The following is a 17,718-nucleotide window of genomic DNA, read 5'->3' as shown; positions in this document are numbered from 1 at the left end:
GCGCTCGCTCCAGCGAATGCCAGCCTAGCTTCGAGCGTGAAAATAGCGCCGACCGATGATAGACTCAACATCACAAAGATAGTTTCTATCATTTCCTATCAGAATGATGTAGTAAGCTTCGGACGAACCCGACGAGGCGAGCATGGCAAAACGGCCGACCATCACCGACCTGGCGCGCATTTCCGGCGTCAGCGTTGCTACGGTCGATCGCGTGCTCAACAGCCGCCTGCCGGTGCGCGAGGAAACGGCGCGCCGCGTCTATGAGGCGGCGACGGAGATCGGCTATCACGCTGCCGGCCTGATCAAGCAGCGCCTGCGCCATGAGCTGCCGGAGTATCGGCTCGGCTTCCTGCTGCTCAGGGGTAACTACGTCTTCTACAGCGAATTCGCGCGCCAGCTTGAGCTGGCCGTATCGCAATCGCCGCGCTTTCGTGGCGTCGCCATGATCGATTTCGCAGACTCGCTGACGCCTGAAGAAATCGTCGATCGCACCCGTAGGCTGGCTTCCAAATGCCGGGCCGTCGCTTTGGTCGGGCCCGATCACCCGACAGTGACGGTCGCCGTCGAGGAGATGAAGACCAAGGGCCTGCCGGTTTTTTCTCTGCTGTCCGACTTCGCCGCCGGCATTCGCGAGGGCTATGTCGGCCTCGACAACCGCAAAGTCGGGCGCACCGCGGCCTGGATGATCTCGAAAGCGGCGAAGCGACCGGGCAAGGTCGCGCTGTTCGTCGGCAGCCACCGCTTCCACGGCCATGAACTGCGCGAAATCGGCTTCCGCTCATTCTTCCGCGAGCAGGCGCCGGAATTCACCTTGCTGGAAACACTGGTCAATCTCGAGGCCAACGAGATCACGCAGGACACGCTGCTCAATCTTCTCGACCGCCACCCCGATCTCGTCGGCTGCTATGTCGCCGGCGGCGGCATGGAAGGCGCGGTCGCGGCGTTAAGGCAAGCCAAGCCGGCCGAAATGCCGGCCGTCATCTGCAACGAGATCACGGCGGTGTCGCGCGCGGCTTTGGCGGACGGCATCCTGACCATGGTGATCTCGACACCGCTGGCGGCACTCAGCCGGGAGCTGGTCGACCTGATGGCGCATGCCATAGAGACGGGCGCCGCCAACGCGCCGGGCCAGACGTTTTTGCCGTTCGACATCTATCTGCCGGAGAATATCTAGCGTTTGCGACGCCGGCGATTGGCCGGAACATCTACGCCTTCGTCATCCACGGGCGGAGCAAGGAGCGCAGCGACGCAGCGTAGGCCCGAGGATCCATGCCGTGACTTCTGTGCGATACTACGGTGCAGAGTTTCTACTCCGTCGCACTCCACGACCAAAGTCACGGAATGGATTCTAAGGTCTGCGCGACGTAGCTTCGCTCCTGCTTCGCCCTAGAATGACGAAGTCAGGGGAGCAACCTTCGCAAATCGTCGATGGTTGCGACTGAGAGCCGGCCGGCACCTTGGCCCAATCCAGTCGGACCAGGGCATTGATCATCCATCCTCAGAAAATCCTTCACCCGGTTTTGGAATGGCTCTTGACGTCTCCGAAAAATGGAATAAATATTTCACTAGCTAGGGATTTTGGTTCTTTCGTTCCGGAACATCTGTTTCAAACAGGGAGCCTGGCGTTCCAATCCTTGGGAAAACGCCATCCGGAACAGAGACGATATCAGGGAGAGATTCCTCGGGCGATCGGGGATTCCGGGTAGATCGGTGCAGCCGGACACCAAATGTGGAGGAGAAACACAATGAAGAAACTGATTTTGGGCGTCGCCTTTGCGGCGCTGATGAGTTCGTCCGCTTTTGCCGCCAAGATCGGCGTGTCGATGGCCAAGTTCGACGACAACTTCCTGACCGTGCTGCGCAACGGCATGATCGAGCAGGCCAAGGGCATGAGCGGCGTTGAGCTGCAGGTCGAAGACGCACAGAACGACGTCGCCAAGCAGCTCGACCAGATCAAGAACTTCGCCGCTTCGGGTGTCGACGCCATCATCGTCAACCCGGTCGACACTTCGGCCACGCAGGCGATGTCGGATGCCGCTGCGGCAGCCAAGATCCCGCTCGTTTATGTCAACCGGGAGCCGGTCAATGTCGACACGCTGCCGGACAACCAGGCTTTCGTCGCTTCGAACGAGGCCGATTCCGGCACGCTCGAGACCAAGGAAGTCTGCCGCCTGTTCACCGAGGCCGGCAAGAAGGAAGCCAATGTCTATGTCATCATGGGCGAGCTTTCCAACCAGGCCGCCGTGCAGCGCACCAAGGACATCGACGATGTCATCGCCACGCCGGAGTGCAGCTTCATCAAGATCATCGACAAGCAGACCTCGAACTGGAACCGCGACGAAGCGCAGAACCTGATGACCAACTGGCTCTCGACCGGCAAGCCGTTCGACGGTGTCATCGCCAACAATGACGAAAGCGCCATCGGCGCCATTCAGGCAATGAAGGCCGCCAACGTCGACATGAAGTCGGTCGTCGTCGGCGGCGTCGATGCCACTCAGGACGCGCTTGCAGCCATGCAGGCTGGCGACCTCGACGCCACCGTGTTTCAGGACGCGGCCGGCCAGGGCGCTGGCGCACTCGATGCAGCACTGAAGCTCGCCAAGGGCGAGAAGGTAGAGCACAAGGTCTACGTGCCCTTCCAGCTCGTGACGCCTGCCAACATCGACAAGTTCCTGAAGAAGAACTGAGCCGTACGCATACGGGGTGGCGCTCTCACACAAAAGACAGCGCCACTCCTTCTTCCCTCGTTGCCGGCAAGGCGGCGAGGAACGACCGCGGCTGACGGAGGATAGAAGATTGTCACAGACATCGCATGGCGTCGGCGGGGTCAGCTATGACGCGAAGAAGCGCACATGGCCGGCCGAATTCAACGTCTTCCTGGCGCTCGTCATCCTCGTCATCGTCTTCGAACTGATCGGCCGCATCTTTCTCGGCGACTCCTTTCTGTTCAACACCCGCGACAACGTCGCCGGCATCTTCAATGAAGCCCGCCTGCAGATCATCATCCTTCAGGTGTCCATCGTCGGCATCATCGCCATCGGCGTCACGCAGGTGATCATCTGCGGCGGCATCGACCTGTCTTCGGGCTCGATCGTCGGCGCCACCGCCATGATCGCCATGAGTTTCGCCCAGGTGGCGACCGTCAACGGCAACCCCAACCCCAAGGCGATGTTCCTGGCGCAAGGCTGGACCGACCTGCCGGTCATTGTGCCGGTGCTGGTCGCGATCGGCTGCGGCATGCTCGCCGGCCTGATCAACGGCTCGTTGATCGCCTACACGCGTATCCCGCCCTTCATCGCCACCCTCGGCATGATGATCACGGCGCGCGGCATCGCCAAATGGTGGTCCAAAGGCCAGCCGATCTCGTTTCCCACCGACAGTTTTGCCGCCATCAGCACCGGCTCGAGGCCGGTCATCATCTTCCTGGCGCTGGCGGTCCTGTTCCAACTGATCCTGACCTATACGCGCTACGGCAAGCATTGTTATGCCATCGGATCCAACGAGGATGCCGCGCGCATGTCCGGCATCAAGATCCCCAATCACAAGATCCTCGTTTACACGATCGCCGGCATTCTTGCCTCGCTCGCCGCGGTCGTGCTGTGTTCCAAGAACCTGACCGCCCAGTCCGGCATGGGTGTGATGTATGAACTCGACGCCATCGCCATGGCGGTCATCGGCGGCGTCTCGCTGTCGGGCGGCCGTGGCTCGATCATCGGCACGGTGATCGGCGCGCTGATCTTCGGCGTCATCATCTCCGGCTTCACCTTCCTGCGCCTCGACGCCTACTATCAGGAGATGGTGAAGGGCGTGATCATCGTCGGCGCGGTCGTTCTCGACCAATGGCGTCAACGCATGCGGGCATTGAGGGCTTGATCATGTCAGACATCGTCCTGAAGACCGAAAACCTCAGCAAGCGCTATGGCGGCGTGCATGCGCTGGAAGGTGCCAATTTCGAGCTGCGCAAGGGCGAACACGTCGCCATCATGGGCGACAACGGCGCCGGCAAGTCGACATTCGTGCGCCAGATCACCGCTGTCGAGCAACGCACCAGCGGCCAGATCTGGTTCGACGGCAAGGAAGTGAATTTTGCCGGCCCGATCGAGGCCCGCACGGCTGGCATCGAAACGGTGTTCCAGAATCTGGCGCTGGCCGACGATCTCGACGTGCCGTCGAACTTGTTCCTTGGCCGCGAAAAGGTGCTGTTCAATCTCGGCCCGTTCTCGATCCTCGACCGCAAATACATGCGCAAGGCGACCGAGGCGGCGCTCGTGCGGACGGCGGTGAAGATCCCCAATCTGTCCAACACCATCCGCCACATGTCGGGCGGCCAGCGGCAATGCGTGGCGATCGCGCGGACCGCGACCTTCGCCTCCAAGCTGATCATCATGGACGAGCCGACGGCCGCGCTTGGCGTGCAGGAGACCGCGCAGGTCGAAAACATCATCCGCACGCTGAAGGACAATGGTGAGCCGCTGATCCTGATCAGCCACAATATGCGCCAGGTGTTCGACCTGTGCGACCGTATCGTCGTCTTCCGGCGCGGCCGCATCGTCGCCAATCTGCGCAAGGAAAACACCGACGGCAACGATATCGTCTCCTACATCACCGGCGCCAAGACCGGGGAGGCGGACCTCGCGGCCTGAACAGGATGGTCATCCGGTTTCTGGCGCGTTGGAAAAATAACCTTGCCACCTTTCCCTGACAGGAAGGTGGAGCCACCTCTCTCTCGAACCAATCCCTCAAAGGAAATTTCCATGACTGTTCGCTTCGCCCTCCTCGGTGCCGGCCGCATCGGCAAGGTCCATGCCCGCGCCGTCGGCTCCAACCCGCAGGCCAGACTGGTTGCCGTCGCCGACGCCTTCGAGAAGGCGGCGACCGAGCTGGCGTCAGCCTATGGAGCCGAAGTGCGCACCATCGATGCGATTGAAAAGTCCAAGGACATAGACGCCGTCGTCATCTGCACGCCGACCGATACTCATGCCGATCTGATCGAGCGCTTCGCCAAGGCCGGCAAGGCGATCTTCTGCGAGAAGCCGATCGACCTCAACGTCAAGCGCGTCGAAAAATGCCTGGCCGTGGTCGAGAAGGCCAAGGCGACGCTGATGGTTGGCTTCAACCGCCGCTTCGATCCGCATTTCGCCGCCGTGCGCAAGGCGATCGACGACGGCGCCATCGGCACCGTCGAAATGGTCACCATCACCTCGCGCGATCCCGGTGCGCCGCCGATCGACTACATCAAGCGCTCGGGCGGCATTTTCCGCGACATGACCATCCACGACTTCGACATGGCGCGCTTCCTGCTCGGCGAAGAGGTGGTGGCGGTCAGCGCCCACGCCTCGGTGCTGGTCGACAAGAAGATCGGCGAAGCCGGCGATTTCGACTCGGTCAGCGTCATCCTCGAAACCGCTTCCGGCAAGCAGGCCGTCATCTCGAACTCGCGCCGCGCAACCTATGGCTATGACCAGCGCATCGAGGTGCATGGCTCCAAAGGCATGGTCGCCGCCGAAAACCAGCGGCCGGTGTCGATCGAGGTCGCCAACGCCAAGGGCTATACCCGCCCGCCGCTGCACGACTTCTTCATGACCCGCTATCTCGACGCCTACGCCATCGAGATCGCCGCCTTCATCGCCGCCGCAACCTCGGGCAAGAAGGCATCGCCCAGCGGCGCCGACGGCCTCGTGGCGCTGAAGTTGGCCGATGCCGCGCTGAAGTCGGCGACGACGGGCAAGACCGTCCGCCTCGACAAGTAAAAACATCAGGGAAGAACCCACAGGAGCAGAGCGATGAGCGCATCAGCCGATCGCAATTCGAGCACACGCGCCATCGTTACCGGCGGCGCGCAAGGCATCGGCTTCGCTGTCGCCGAGGCCTTGGCCGACGAGGGCTGCCGGGCGCTGGCGCTTATCGGTCGCTCGCAGGAGAAGGGCGACAAGGCGGTCGCTCACTTCAAGAAAGCCGGCGTCGACGCCATCTTCATCAGCGCCGACGTCTCGAAAGTGGCCGACTGCAAGCGTGCGGTGGCGACCGCCATCTCGCATTTCGGCACCGTCAACGCGCTGGTCAACGCCGCTGCCACGTCCGCACGGGGCTCGCTGGTTGAGACGTCCGAAGAGACCTTCGATCAGATATTTGCCACCAATGTGCGCGGCCCCTTCTTCCTGATGCAGGGCGTCGTGGCGCATCTCCTGGACAAGAAAGCGCCGGGCTCGATCGTCAATGTCCTGTCGATGTCGGCGCATTGCGGTCAGTCGTTCCTCGCGCCCTATTCCTCCAGCAAGGGTGCGCTGGCGACGCTGACCAAGAACGTCGCCAACGCCTACCGCTCCAACCGCATCCGCTGCAACGCCGTGCTGCCGGGCTGGATGGACACCGAAGGCGAGGACATCGTGCAGAAGAAATGGCACGGCGCCTCCGACGACTGGCTGGAAAAGGCCGAGACCGGCCAGCCGATGGGCCAGCTGGTGAAGCCGGACCAGCTGGCACGGCTGATCAGCTACATGGCCAGCCCGCAATCCGGCGTCATGACCGGGTCGCTGGTGGATTATGATCAGAATGTTGCGGGGACGTCGCCGGAGTAGCGGCACGAGTCTGGCGTAAACCATCGCTTCGCGAGGGTCCGACCATCCTGAAACGGCCTTGCACACCAACCCCCGTGACAAGTGCCTCCGCTTCGACTATATGACCCGCATGATCAACCTGTTCGCCACGTATTGGTACTTTAGCAGCTCGCTGGCGGCGGGAGGATTGCGCTCGATCTGAAGATTGCAGCAACAAGTCCGACAAGCCGCCAGACCTGGCGGCTTTTTTGTTTCAGCCGGCAGGTCTCCTAAGAAAACAGGAGCAGAAGCCGTGTTGACCACCACAGACGACCTTCGGGTCATGGAAATTCGAGAACTGAGCACGCCGGACCAGGTGATGCGGGAGATTCCGCGCACGCTGACGGCAACGCGCACCGTTGCGGCGTCACGCAACGCCATCCACTCCATCCTGAACGGGGCCGACGATCGACTTGTTGTCATCGTCGGCCCTTGTTCCATCCACGATCCGGTCGCGGCCGTTGACTATGCCAGCCGTCTGGCGGCGCTGCGCGAGACCCTGTCCGATCGGCTCGAGATCGTCATGCGCGTGTATTTCGAAAAGCCGCGCACCACTGTCGGCTGGAAGGGCCTGATCAACGATCCTGATCTCGATGGCTCCTTCAACATCGAGAAGGGGCTGCGGATGGCGCGCAACGTGTTGTCGGCCGTCAACAATCTCGGCCTGCCGGCGGCCACCGAATTCCTCGACATGACGATCCCGCAATACATTGCCGACCTCGTCGCCTGGGGCGCCATCGGCGCGCGTACCACCGAAAGCCAGATCCACAGGGAATTGGCCTCGGGCTTGTCGTGCCCCGTCGGCTTCAAGAACGGCACCGACGGCAATCTCAGGATTGCCGCCGAAGCGGTGAAGTCGGCTGCCCAGCCGCATCATTTCATGGCGGTGACCAAGGGCGGCCGCAGCGCCATTGCGGCGACATCTGGCAATGAGGACTGCCACGTCATCCTGCGCGGCGGTGTCCAGCCCAATTATGATGCGGCAAGCATCGAGGCGGCCTCGGCCGAACTCGCCCGCATCGGTGTGGCGCCCCGGCTGATGATCGATGTCAGCCACGCCAATTCGGGCAAAAAGCCGGAGAACCAGCCCAAGGTGGCGGCTGATGTGGCCGGTCAGGTCGCGGCGGGCGACGAGCGCATTATCGGCGTCATGATCGAGAGCAATCTGGTCGCCGGCCGCCAGGACGTGGTGCCGGGCAAGCCGCTCACCTATGGCCAGAGCATCACCGATGGCTGCATCGACTGGGCAACCACCGAGACGGTGCTGCACGGGCTGGCAGGTGCGGTGGAATGGCGCCGGTCGGCGCGTCGTGCCGTGCAGGAGAGCCGGCAGGGTGCGGCTTGAGAGGCAATCGCACACGGCAGCGCCATCCCCCTCTCCGACCGGTTCGCGGCCACCTCTCCCCCATTTCATGGGGCGAGGAAACGCCAATCGCTGAGGTCGCCGCGTTGAAAGGCTAGGGTTCCTCGCCCCCACAAAGTGGGGGAGAGGTGGCTCGGCGAAGCCGAGACGGAGAGGGGGAGCGCCATCTACGCTGCCCTCAACCCCTCCCATGCCGTAAACACCGAAACCGCGAACAGCAGCAATCCGGCCGTCCGGCCGGCAATCGCCGTCGCCCACGGATTGGCCACCAGCAGATTGCGGCTGCGGCCGGCAGTGATGGCGAGCCCGCCATAAATCGCGGCCTGCGTCAGAACCGTCAGCAGGCCCATGACGGTCGCCTGCATCCAGATCGGGCCGTAATCCGGCTTCAGGAACTGCGGATAGACGGCGAGGATGAACAGATAGGCCTTCGGGTTTATCAGGCAGGTCATAAGACCCTGGCGGAACGCCTTCCATGCCGAACGACTGCCGGCTGGCCCGTCATGGCCGACGGTGATGGAACTGCGCATCAGTGTGATGCCGATAAAGGCCATGTAGGCGGCGCCGGCCAGCAGCAACGGCTTGAACAGGATCGGCACGAAATGCATCAGCAGGCCGACGCCGATGGCGCCGTTCAGTGTGTGCACCATGCCGCCGACCATGATGCCGCCGGTCGCTGCGAGGCCCCTGTCGCGGCCACCGGTCAGCGCATTGGCAAGCACGAACAGCATATCCATCCCGGGCACGATGATGATGCCGAACAGCAGGATAAAGAACAGCCAGAGATTTTCTGCGTAGCTCATGTCAGTTGCCTGTCGCCTTGCGCCGGGACGCCCCAGAGGAATTTGTTGATTTTCAAGCCGATAGGCAGTGCTATAAGCCAGCCCAACTGACGGGGGTGTGTCAGTAGCGTTTTGATCGGGAGAGGAAATGCGCAAGGCGTCGCGCCTGTTCGAGATCATCCAGATCCTGCGGCTGGCGCGGCAGCCGGTGACGGCGGCCATGATTGCCGGGCAGCTGGAAGTGACGGTGCGCTCTATCTATCGCGATATCGCCGCCCTGCAGGCGATGCGCGTGCCGATCGAGGGCGGGCGCGGCATCGGCTATATATTGCGCCCAGGCTTCGACCTGCCGCCGCTGATGTTTTCGATCGAGGAGATGGAGGCGATCGTGCTGTCGCTGGCGCTGCTCGAGCGCACCGGGGATAGCGAGCTCAAGCAGGCGGCCAAGCGCGTCAGCGCCAAGGTTGCGGGCGCCGTGCCGCCACCTTTGCGCCAGGCGTTCGACGCCAACGCTCTTCATGTCTGGGGTTTTGCCGCGCCTGCAATCGGCACCATCGATCTGGCGCTGGTGCGGCGCGCCATACGCGACGAGGAGAAGCTCGACCTCTCGTATCGCGACGAAATGGGCCGCGCCTCCGAGCGGCTGATCCGCCCGATCGCGCTGATCTACTATGCCGAGACCGCCAACATCGTCGCCTGGTGCGAGCTGCGCCAGGCGATCCGCAATTTCCGCAGCGACCGCATCGAGGATTGCCAGGCGACCGGCCAGCGCTTCAAGGGCGAAGGCGATCGCCTGCGGCAGCTCTGGGTTGATGGCTGGGAGACGAATGCCGTGGCCGCTGCCGGGTGAAATGAGCGGTTTCTACCGCACGTCCACCCAGCGCTTCTCCTCGAAGGAGCGGGCCATGGCGTGCACGGTGCGCTCGATCTCCAGCCCTTCGGCGAATTCGATCATCCGCGCCGGCTCGCCGGCAAGCCGCGTCAGCAATTCGTGGCATTCGATGATCTTGAGGTCGTTGAAACCGAGGCCATGGCCCGGCGCCGGCAGGAAGGCGTCGTAGGGCTTGTGGTGCGGTGCCACCAATATGGTGCGGTAGCCCTGCTCCGTCGGGCGATCGGCGGTGACATAGAGCTGGATTTCGTTCATCCGCTCCTGGTCGAACAGGATCGACCCTTTCGAGCCGAAAATCTGGATGGCGATGCGGCCCTTGCGGCCCCAGGCTGAACGGTTGACCAGCAGCGTGCCGGCAATGCCGTTCTCCAGATGCATCAGCACGCTGGCAATGTCGTAGGTCTCCACCGCGCGGCGGCCGCCGCTGGCAACCTTGCGATCGGCATAGGGCTTTGCCATGTCGCAGATGACGCTGGCGACGCGGCCGAACAGTGCCGAGACCAGCGACAGCGGATGCACGGCGAAATCGTCGAGCGCGCCATAGCCGGAGGCAGCCTCGTGCTTCCAGAAGAACAGCGCTTCCGGGTCGGCCATGAAGTCCTCGTCCATCTCGATGCGCAGATGGTTGACCTCGCCGATGATCTTCTCGTCGAGCAGCGCGCCGATGTGGCGGATCGCCGGGCTCTGTATGTAGTTGTAGCCCAGCGCCGCGACCTTGCCCGATTTCTTCGCCGCGGCCGCCATTGCCTCGGCCTCGGCAAAGCTCGGCGCCATAGGCTTTTCGCACCACAGATGCTTACCGGCTTCGAGGATGGCGATGGCCATTTCCGGGTGGAACTGGTTGGGCGTGGTCAAGGAGACGATATCGACCTCCGGGTCGTTGACGACGGCGCGCCAGTCGCCCGACGCCTTGGCGAAGCCGAACTCGCCGGCCTTGCGTCTGGCAAGCTCCTCATTGACCTCGCCGAGATGGACCAGTCTGGGCTTGGCGACATCGGGAAAGACGGCGCCGACGGCGCTCCACGCTATGGCGTGGCACTTGCCCATGAAACCCGTGCCGATAAGACCGACGCCGACCATCTTCTTCTCCACTGGATAAAATCCTCGGTGGATGAATTAGTCCATTTTGCTCCGAAATGGAATGTCTGCCTCATTTTTTATGGCGTTCTTGCGCAGGCTCGCTATGATGGGGCACAGAGGACGTTTCACGGATAAGCTTGGACGGGCCGACGATGGACGAACGGGTACCTCGCGACTTCGAGACGCTGCGCGCCACGATCCTCGATCGCCGCGAAACCTTGCCCAAGCGCATTGCCCAGATCGCCGCCTACGCGCTCGACAATCCCGACGATATCGCCTTCGGCACCGCCGCCAGCATCGCCGCTTCCGCCGGCGTGCAGCCATCGACCCTGATCCGCTTTGCCCAGCAACTGGGCTTCGACGGCTTTACCAGCCTGCAGCAGGTGTTTCGCGAGCGGCTGCGCGAGCGCAACTCGTCCTACGACGAACGCTTGCAGGCGCTGCGCGCCAAGGCCGATGCAGGGGCGGGCCACCGCGCTATCTTCGACGGCTTCGTTGCCGCCGCCAGCACCTCGCTTAACGACATTTCGCGCACGCTGGACGAAGCCCATCTGGAAGACGCGATCTCGCTGCTGGCCAAGGCCGAGACCATCTACGTCCTGGCCAAGCGCCGCTCCTATCCGGTGGCGACCTACATCGCCTATGCGCTGGGCAAGCTGAAGATCCGCAACCAGCTGATTGAATCGGCCGCCGGCCTGAATGCCGAAATGATCGCGTTCGCCACCCCGGCGGACGCCGTCATCGCCATCAGTTTCTCGCCATACGCGCCGGCCACCATCGAGGAAGCCCGCACCATTTCCGAACAGGGCGTGCCGATCGTTGCCATCACCGACAGCTCTTTTTCGCCGCTGGCGCAGTTCGCCGAGGTCTGGTTCGAGGTTGCGGAAGCGGATTTCGCCGGCTTCCGCTCGCTGTCGGCAACGATGGCGCTGGCCATGGCGCTGACCGTCGGCGTCGGCGAGAAGCGGCGCAGCACCGGCCGCAAGCGCAAGGCCTAGATCACCTCAACGGCCTCCTCGCCTGCCGCGGAAAGCCGCGCCGCGTCACGCGCCGGCGGTGACCCGACCTGGCGGGCATATTCCCGGCTGAACTGGGAAGCGCTCTCATAGCCGACGGCAAAAGCGACGCTGGCAACGTTGCCCGGCTGGGCAAGAAGGAGATGGCGGGCCTCCAGCAGCCTTATCTGCTTTTGATACTGGATCGGGCTCATCGCCGTCGCCGCCTTGAAGTGACGGTAAAAGGCAGCGTCGCTCATATGGGCGATCTGCGCGAGGTCACTGACCCGGATCGGCTGATGGCAATGCGTCCGGATCCAGGCGATCGCCTGGCCGATGCGGGACAGATGGCCGTCGGTGCGCGCCAGCTGGCGAAGCTTGCCACCCTGGGGTCCCTGCAGCAACCGAAACAGCATCTCGCGTTCGAGCATGCTCGCCAGCACGGGAATCTCCGCCGGCCGGTCGAGCAGCCGCATGATGCGACGCAATGCGTCGAGCAAATCGTCAGTGACGGGCGAGGTGGCGAAACTATCGCCGCCAAGCGCCGGCTCGTGCTCGACAAGGAGGGCGGCAACGGCCGGCAGATCAAGGGTGAAGCCAATGGCGAGGTACGGACGCCCAGCGCTCGCTTCGACGATCTGGCTGATGGTGGGCGTTTCCACCGTGTAGATGAAATAGCTGGCGGGATTGTAGCGCAGAGCCCTGTCGCCGATCAGAACCGTCTTCGCACCCTGCAGCACGAACAGAATCCCGGAACCCCACACGCCCGCCACGGGTGCCGTGGTGGTTTCGCTGCGGCCGATCGAAACATGCGGGATAGCCGTTCTCGTCCGTCGTCCCTGTGCATGGCGGCCGGCGATATCGATCAGCTCCCGCAGTGCTTCGCTCATGGCGCTAGCATCGTGTATCAATGAACCCCGCGCAAGCTGCATGAGAGGATTAGGCAAGAGCGGGAGAGTTTTTGGCGCGCGCCGTTCCCCACGACACGCCATCTCTGGGTCTTCGACATGGAGAAATGGAGATATCAAAATGACGACAACAAAAAACGCTTTGGTGACCGGCGCCAACAAGGGCATCGGCCGCGAGATCGCCCGGCGACTGGCGACGATGGGCTTCAAGGTCTGGCTCGGCGCCAGGGATGCCGAGCGCGGCACGGCGGCAGCGCAGGAATTGCGCGCCGAAGGCCTGGATGTTCAATGGCTTGCGCTTGATGTCACGCAGGATGACAGCGTGGCCGCCGCGGCCAAAACCGTCGGCGCTGAAAACCCTCGTCTCGACGTGCTGGTGAACAATGCCGGCATCGCCATCAATTATGAACTGCCGCCGAGCGAGCAGCATCTGGCCGATATCAGGGCAACCTATGAGGTCAATGTGTTCGGACCGATCCGCGTAACCCAGGCCTTCCTGCCGCTGCTGCTTGCAGCGCCGGCCGCCCGCATCGTCATGGTGAGCAGTTCCACGGGATCCATCGGCCGGGCGCTCGATTCCGGCACCCCGAACCAGGCGGTCAACCTGATGGGCTACAGCAGCTCCAAGACGGCGCTGAACGCCATCACCGTCGCCTTCGCCCGCGAGCTTGCGCCGCGCGGCATCAAAATCAACGCCGCGGCGCCCGGCTATACCGCTACCGACCTGAACGGCTTCAAAGGCCACCGCACCGTGCAGCAGGCGGCTGACATCGTCATACACCTTGCGACCCTGGATGCCGATGGTCCGAACGCCGGCTATTTCAACGATGATGGTCCGCTCCCCTGGTGAACGGAGCCGGACGCGAAAGTCCGCCGGCGGCTATCATCCTTAGCACTTTTCCGGGAAGGAACGCTCATTCCATATTGACTATGGATTGGAATTATTATTTCATATTGCCGGCGCCACGCTGCCGCTCGCGCGTGTCCCCCAACTACGTTGCAGGAGCAATTCCAGGGAAAGTGTGAGCGGTTTCCCCGGGAAAAAGCGCGAAAGCGCTTTTCCCTTGGGAATTGCGTAAAAACAAAGAGATAGAGTGGTTCGCCGTTTTCGAGAAGCGGCGAACCACTCTAACGACAACAAGACCGACGGGAGGTTCCAATGAGCGAAGCCGTGGATGCGAAATACGCTCCGCTCGATGTCATCACCATCGGCCGCGCTTCGGTCGACCTCTATGGCCAGCAGATCGGCTCGCGGCTGGAGGATATCACCTCCTTCGCCAAGTCGGTTGGCGGTTGCCCGGCCAACATCTCGGTTGGCACCGCCAGACTCGGCCTGCGCTCGGCGCTGCTCACCCGCGTCGGCGACGAGCAGATGGGCCGCTTCATCCGTGAACAGCTGCGGCGCGAAGGCGTTAATGTCGACGGTCTCAAGACCGACAAGGAGCGGTTGACGGCTTTGGTGCTGCTCTCGGTCGAGAGCGAAGGCGTTTCGCCGATGATCTTCTACCGCTCGGATTGTGCCGACATGGCGCTGGCCGAGGAAGACATAGACGAGGCCTTCATCGCCTCGGCGCGGTCTATCGTCGTCACCGGCACGCATTTTTCCCGCGCCAACAGTGATGCCGCCCAGCGCAAGGCGATCCGCATCATCAAGGCCAAGGGCGGCAAGGTGGTGTTCGACATCGACTATCGCCCCAACCTCTGGGGTCTCGCCGGCCATGCCGAAGGCTTTGAGCGCTATGTGAAATCCGACCGCGTCTCCTCCCAGCTGAAGACGGTATTGCCCGATTGCGATCTTATCGTCGGCACCGAGGAAGAGATAATGATCGCCTCGGGCGCCGATGACTGCCTGAGCGCGCTGAAGACCATCCGTTCGCTGTCGGCCGCCACCATCGTCCTGAAACGCGGCGCCATGGGCTGCATCGTCTATGACGGACCGATCAGCGACGACCTCGAAGACGGTATCGTCGGCAAGGGTTTTCCGATCGAGATCTACAATGTGCTCGGCGCCGGCGACGCCTTCATGTCCGGCTTCCTGCGCGGCTGGCTGGGTGGCGAAGACCATGCGACGTCGGCGACCTGGGCCAATGCCTGCGGCGCCTTTGCCGTTTCGCGGCTGCTCTGCGCGCCGGAATATCCGACCTTCGAGGAGCTGCAGTTCTTCCTCAAGAACGGCAGCAAGCATCTCGCTTTACGCAAGGACGAGGCGATCAACCACATTCATTGGGCAACGACGCGCCGGCGCGACATTCCCTCGCTGATGGCGCTCGCCTGCGACCATCGCGTGCAACTCGAGGATGTGGCAGTCAAGACCGGCGCCGATCCGGCCCGCATTCGTGACTTCAAGGTGCTGGCGGTCAAGGCTGCGGCCAAGGTCGCCGCCGGCCGCGACGGCTACGGCATGCTGATCGACGAGAAGCATGGCCGCGAGGCGATGTTCGAATTCGCCCGCCATCCCTTTGCCTGGCTCGGCCGTCCCGTCGAATTGCCGGGCTCACGGCCGCTGCGCTTCGAATTCTCGCAGGACATCGGCTCGCAACTGGTGGAATGGCCGGTCGACCATTGCATCAAGTGCCTGTGCTTCTACCACCCCGACGATCCGTCAGAACTCAAGGAAGAGCAGCAGCAGAAACTGCGCTCCCTGTTCGAGGCGGCGCGAAAGGTCGGCCGCGAATTGCTGGTCGAGATCATCGCCGGCAAGCACGGCAAGCTCGACGACACGACAATCCCGCGCGCGCTGGAAGAGCTTTACGCGCTTGGCATCAAGCCGGACTGGTGGAAGCTCGAGCCGCAGGCCTCGGCCGGCGCCTGGGCCAAGATCGAGGCCGTGATCCTGAAGCACGATCCCTGGTGCCGGGGCGTCGTCCTGCTCGGCCTGGAAGCGCCGCAGGACGAGCTGGAAGCCGCTTTCGCCGCGACCGCCAAGGCGCCGATCGTCAAGGGTTTTGCCGTCGGCCGCACCATCTTCGTCCACGCCGCCGAACAGTGGCTGGCCGGCAAGATGTCGGATGACGAGGCAATCGCCGACATGGCTGCGCGCTTCGAACAGTTGACCGAAGCGTGGCTTGCCGCGCGTGGCCGTAAAGCAGCATAAAGGCGCGGCACAGGACTGCGGAGGAAAACACCATGAGCAAGACAATTCGCCTGACGATGGCGCAGGCGCTGACCCGCTTTCTGAGCAAGCAGATGACCGAGATCGGCGGCAAGAAAGTGCCGATCTTCGGCGGCGTCTGGGCGATCTTCGGCCACGGCAACGTCGCCGGCATGGGCGAGGCGCTCTACCAGGTGCGCAACGAACTGCCGACCTTCCGCGCCCACAACGAACAGGCGATGGCGCATGCGGCGATCGCCTATGGCAAGACCAATTTCCGCCGCCGCTTCATGGCCGCGACTTCGTCGATCGGCCCGGGCGCGCTCAACATGGTGACGGCGGCGGCACTCGCGCATGTAAACAGGTTGCCCGTCCTGTTTTTGCCGGGCGATGTCTTCGCCAACCGCATTCCCGATCCGGTGCTGCAGCAGGCCGAGGACTTTTCCGACGGCACGGCGACGGTCAATGACTGCTTCCGTCCGGTGTCGCGCTATTTCGACCGCATCACCCGGCCGGAGCAGATCATCCCGGCACTGGCGCGCACCATGCAGGTGCTGACCGATCCGGCCGATTGCGGCCCGGTGACGCTGTCGCTCTGCCAGGATGTGCAGGCCGAGGCGTATGACTATCCCGAGAGCTTCTTTGCCGAGCGCGTCTGGCATCAGCGCCGGCCGCGCCCGGACCGCGGCGAACTGGCGGCCGCTGTGGCTGCGCTGAAGGGCGCGAAGAAGCCGCTGATCATCGCCGGCGGCGGCGTGCTGTATTCGCAGGCATCGGACGAGTTGGCGAAATTCGCCGAGGGCGCCGGTATTCCCGTCTGCGAGACGCAGGGCGGCAAATCCTCGCTGCCGGACACGCATCCGCTCAATATGGCGGCGGTCGGCGTCACTGGCACGTCTGCCGCCAACCGGCTGGCCGAAGAAGCCGATGTCGTGCTCGCAATTGGCACCCGGCTGCAGGATTTCACCACCGGCTCGTGGGCACTGTTCAAGAATTCCGGCAAGACCATCGTCGGCTTGAATGTGCAGCCCTTCGACGCCGGCAAGCATCGCGGCCTGCCTTTGGTCGCCGACGCGGCGGAAGGGCTCGCGGAACTCAGTGCCGCGCTCAAGGGCTGGAAAGCGCCGGCCGTCTGGACCGACAATTCGGCCACCGGCAAGAAAGCCTGGCAGCTTGACGCCAGCAAGGTCACGGCCTCGACCAACGTCGATTTCCCCTCCGACGCGCAGGTGATCGGCGCCGTGCAGCGTGCCATGGGTTCTGAGGTCACGCTGCTGCATGCCGCCGGCGGTTTGCCCGGCGAGTTGCACAAGCTCTGGCAGGCCGGCGCGCCGGGCTCCTACCACGCCGAATACGGCTTCTCGACCATGGGCTACGAAATCGCCGGCGGGCTCGGCGCCAAGATGGCCAAGCCCGATGAAGAGGTCGTCGTCATGATCGGCGACGGCTCCTATCTGATGCTCAATTCCGAGATCGCCACCTCGGTGATGCTCGGCCTCAAGCTCACCATCGTGCTCCTCGACAACAGGGGCTATGGCTGCATCAACCGGCTGCAGATGGCCACCGGCGGCGCCAACTTCAACAACCTCCTGAAGGACTCGCGTCACGAAATCCTGCCCGACATCGACTTTGCCGCGCATGCGGCGAGCATGGGCGCGGTTTCGGAAAAAGTGCCGTCGATCGCCGGCCTGGAGAACGCGCTGCAGAAAGCGAAAAAGAACGACCGTACCACCGTTCTGGTCATCGACACCGACCCGCTTGTCTCCACCGATGCCGGCGGCCATTGGTGGGATGTCGCGGTGCCGGAAGTCTCGGTGCGCAGCCAGGTCAACGCGGCGCGCAAGGCCTATGACGATAAGCGGCAGATGCAGACCATCGGTGATTGATACTAGCTCCCTTCTCCCCGTCACTATACGGGGAGGTGAGAAGTGGTCCGCGCAGCGGACGAAAAGCCAACTGCTTGGCTTTTCGAGTGACGAACGCCGGCAGGCGGATGAGGGGCAGCGCCAGC

Annotated in this window: 15 protein-coding genes; 12 read left to right on the top strand and 3 right to left on the bottom strand. The window is 63.1% G+C overall.

Going from position 1 to position 17,718, the window contains the following annotated elements:
- The first annotated feature begins 142 nt into the window (after positions 1-142).
- The 7 genes from ACWGTO_RS13560 (at position 143) to ACWGTO_RS13530 (ending at position 7,941) form a co-directional block, all read left to right on the top strand.
- On the top strand, positions 143-1,174 hold the full coding sequence (locus tag ACWGTO_RS13560) for a LacI family DNA-binding transcriptional regulator (RefSeq protein WP_454575336.1): 1,032 nt from the start codon (positions 143-145) through the stop codon (positions 1,172-1,174).
- Between the two features lie 571 nt (positions 1,175-1,745).
- Complete coding sequence (locus tag ACWGTO_RS13555; RefSeq protein WP_192255366.1) at positions 1,746-2,687, top strand: sugar ABC transporter substrate-binding protein; 942 nt, start codon at positions 1,746-1,748, stop codon at positions 2,685-2,687.
- A gap of 109 nt (positions 2,688-2,796) precedes the next feature.
- Positions 2,797-3,873: an ABC transporter permease gene (locus tag ACWGTO_RS13550; protein ID WP_352582733.1), complete on the top strand. Its 1,077-nt coding sequence runs from the start codon at positions 2,797-2,799 to the stop codon at positions 3,871-3,873.
- 2 nt (positions 3,874-3,875) lie between these two features.
- Positions 3,876-4,643 (top strand): ATP-binding cassette domain-containing protein, encoded by a 768-nt coding sequence (locus ACWGTO_RS13545; protein WP_454575335.1) that lies wholly within the window; start codon positions 3,876-3,878, stop codon positions 4,641-4,643.
- A 111-nt stretch (positions 4,644-4,754) separates the two neighbouring features.
- A complete protein-coding gene (gene iolG / locus ACWGTO_RS13540; RefSeq protein ID WP_454575334.1) occupies positions 4,755-5,750 on the top strand; it encodes an inositol 2-dehydrogenase in 996 nt (331 codons plus the stop codon).
- A 33-nt stretch (positions 5,751-5,783) separates the two neighbouring features.
- Positions 5,784-6,578, top strand: coding sequence for an SDR family oxidoreductase (locus tag ACWGTO_RS13535; protein WP_454575333.1), 795 nt, complete (start codon positions 5,784-5,786; stop codon positions 6,576-6,578).
- Between the two features lie 271 nt (positions 6,579-6,849).
- Positions 6,850-7,941 (top strand): 3-deoxy-7-phosphoheptulonate synthase, encoded by a 1,092-nt coding sequence (locus tag ACWGTO_RS13530; RefSeq protein WP_454575332.1) that lies wholly within the window; start codon positions 6,850-6,852, stop codon positions 7,939-7,941.
- Between the two features lie 185 nt (positions 7,942-8,126).
- Here ACWGTO_RS13530 and ACWGTO_RS13525 read toward each other — a convergent pair whose 3' ends face one another.
- Positions 8,127-8,762 (bottom strand): LysE family translocator, encoded by a 636-nt coding sequence (locus ACWGTO_RS13525; RefSeq protein WP_454575331.1) that lies wholly within the window; start codon positions 8,760-8,762, stop codon positions 8,127-8,129.
- Between the two features lie 127 nt (positions 8,763-8,889).
- Here ACWGTO_RS13525 and ACWGTO_RS13520 point away from each other — a divergent pair, with 127 nt between their 5' ends.
- A complete protein-coding gene (locus ACWGTO_RS13520) occupies positions 8,890-9,591 on the top strand; it encodes a helix-turn-helix transcriptional regulator (protein ID WP_454575330.1) in 702 nt (233 codons plus the stop codon).
- Between the two features lie 12 nt (positions 9,592-9,603).
- Here the strand turns inward: ACWGTO_RS13520 and ACWGTO_RS13515 are convergent, their stop codons facing one another.
- Positions 9,604-10,713, bottom strand: coding sequence for a Gfo/Idh/MocA family protein (locus ACWGTO_RS13515; protein ID WP_454575506.1), 1,110 nt, complete (start codon positions 10,711-10,713; stop codon positions 9,604-9,606).
- Positions 10,714-10,865: 152 nt separating this feature from the next.
- Here ACWGTO_RS13515 and ACWGTO_RS13510 point away from each other — a divergent pair, with 152 nt between their 5' ends.
- The gene (locus tag ACWGTO_RS13510; protein ID WP_454575329.1) at positions 10,866-11,711 is read left to right on the top strand and encodes a MurR/RpiR family transcriptional regulator; all 846 of its coding nucleotides are present in this window, start codon (positions 10,866-10,868) and stop codon (positions 11,709-11,711) included.
- Here ACWGTO_RS13510 and ACWGTO_RS13505 read toward each other — a convergent pair.
- A complete protein-coding gene (locus ACWGTO_RS13505; protein ID WP_454575328.1) occupies positions 11,708-12,598 on the bottom strand; it encodes an AraC family transcriptional regulator N-terminal domain-containing protein in 891 nt (296 codons plus the stop codon). The two genes, ACWGTO_RS13510 and ACWGTO_RS13505, sit on opposite strands and share 4 nt — an antisense overlap.
- 139 nt (positions 12,599-12,737) lie before the next feature.
- Between ACWGTO_RS13505 and ACWGTO_RS13500 the strand changes: the two genes are divergently transcribed.
- From ACWGTO_RS13500 to iolD, 3 genes are all read left to right on the top strand, one after another.
- The gene (locus tag ACWGTO_RS13500; protein ID WP_454575327.1) at positions 12,738-13,466 is read left to right on the top strand and encodes an SDR family oxidoreductase; all 729 of its coding nucleotides are present in this window, start codon (positions 12,738-12,740) and stop codon (positions 13,464-13,466) included.
- Between the two features lie 309 nt (positions 13,467-13,775).
- On the top strand, positions 13,776-15,710 hold the full coding sequence (locus ACWGTO_RS13495) for a bifunctional 5-dehydro-2-deoxygluconokinase/5-dehydro-2-deoxyphosphogluconate aldolase (RefSeq protein ID WP_454575326.1): 1,935 nt from the start codon (positions 13,776-13,778) through the stop codon (positions 15,708-15,710).
- 32 nt (positions 15,711-15,742) lie between these two features.
- A complete protein-coding gene (gene iolD, locus ACWGTO_RS13490; protein ID WP_454575325.1) occupies positions 15,743-17,593 on the top strand; it encodes a 3D-(3,5/4)-trihydroxycyclohexane-1,2-dione acylhydrolase (decyclizing) in 1,851 nt (616 codons plus the stop codon).
- Positions 17,594-17,718: the final 125 nt, after the last annotated feature.

This window comes from Mesorhizobium sp. PL10 (assembly GCF_053714315.1).
The sequence above is the reverse complement of the archived record's forward strand: the minus strand, read 5'-3'. Positions and strand labels throughout refer to the sequence as shown.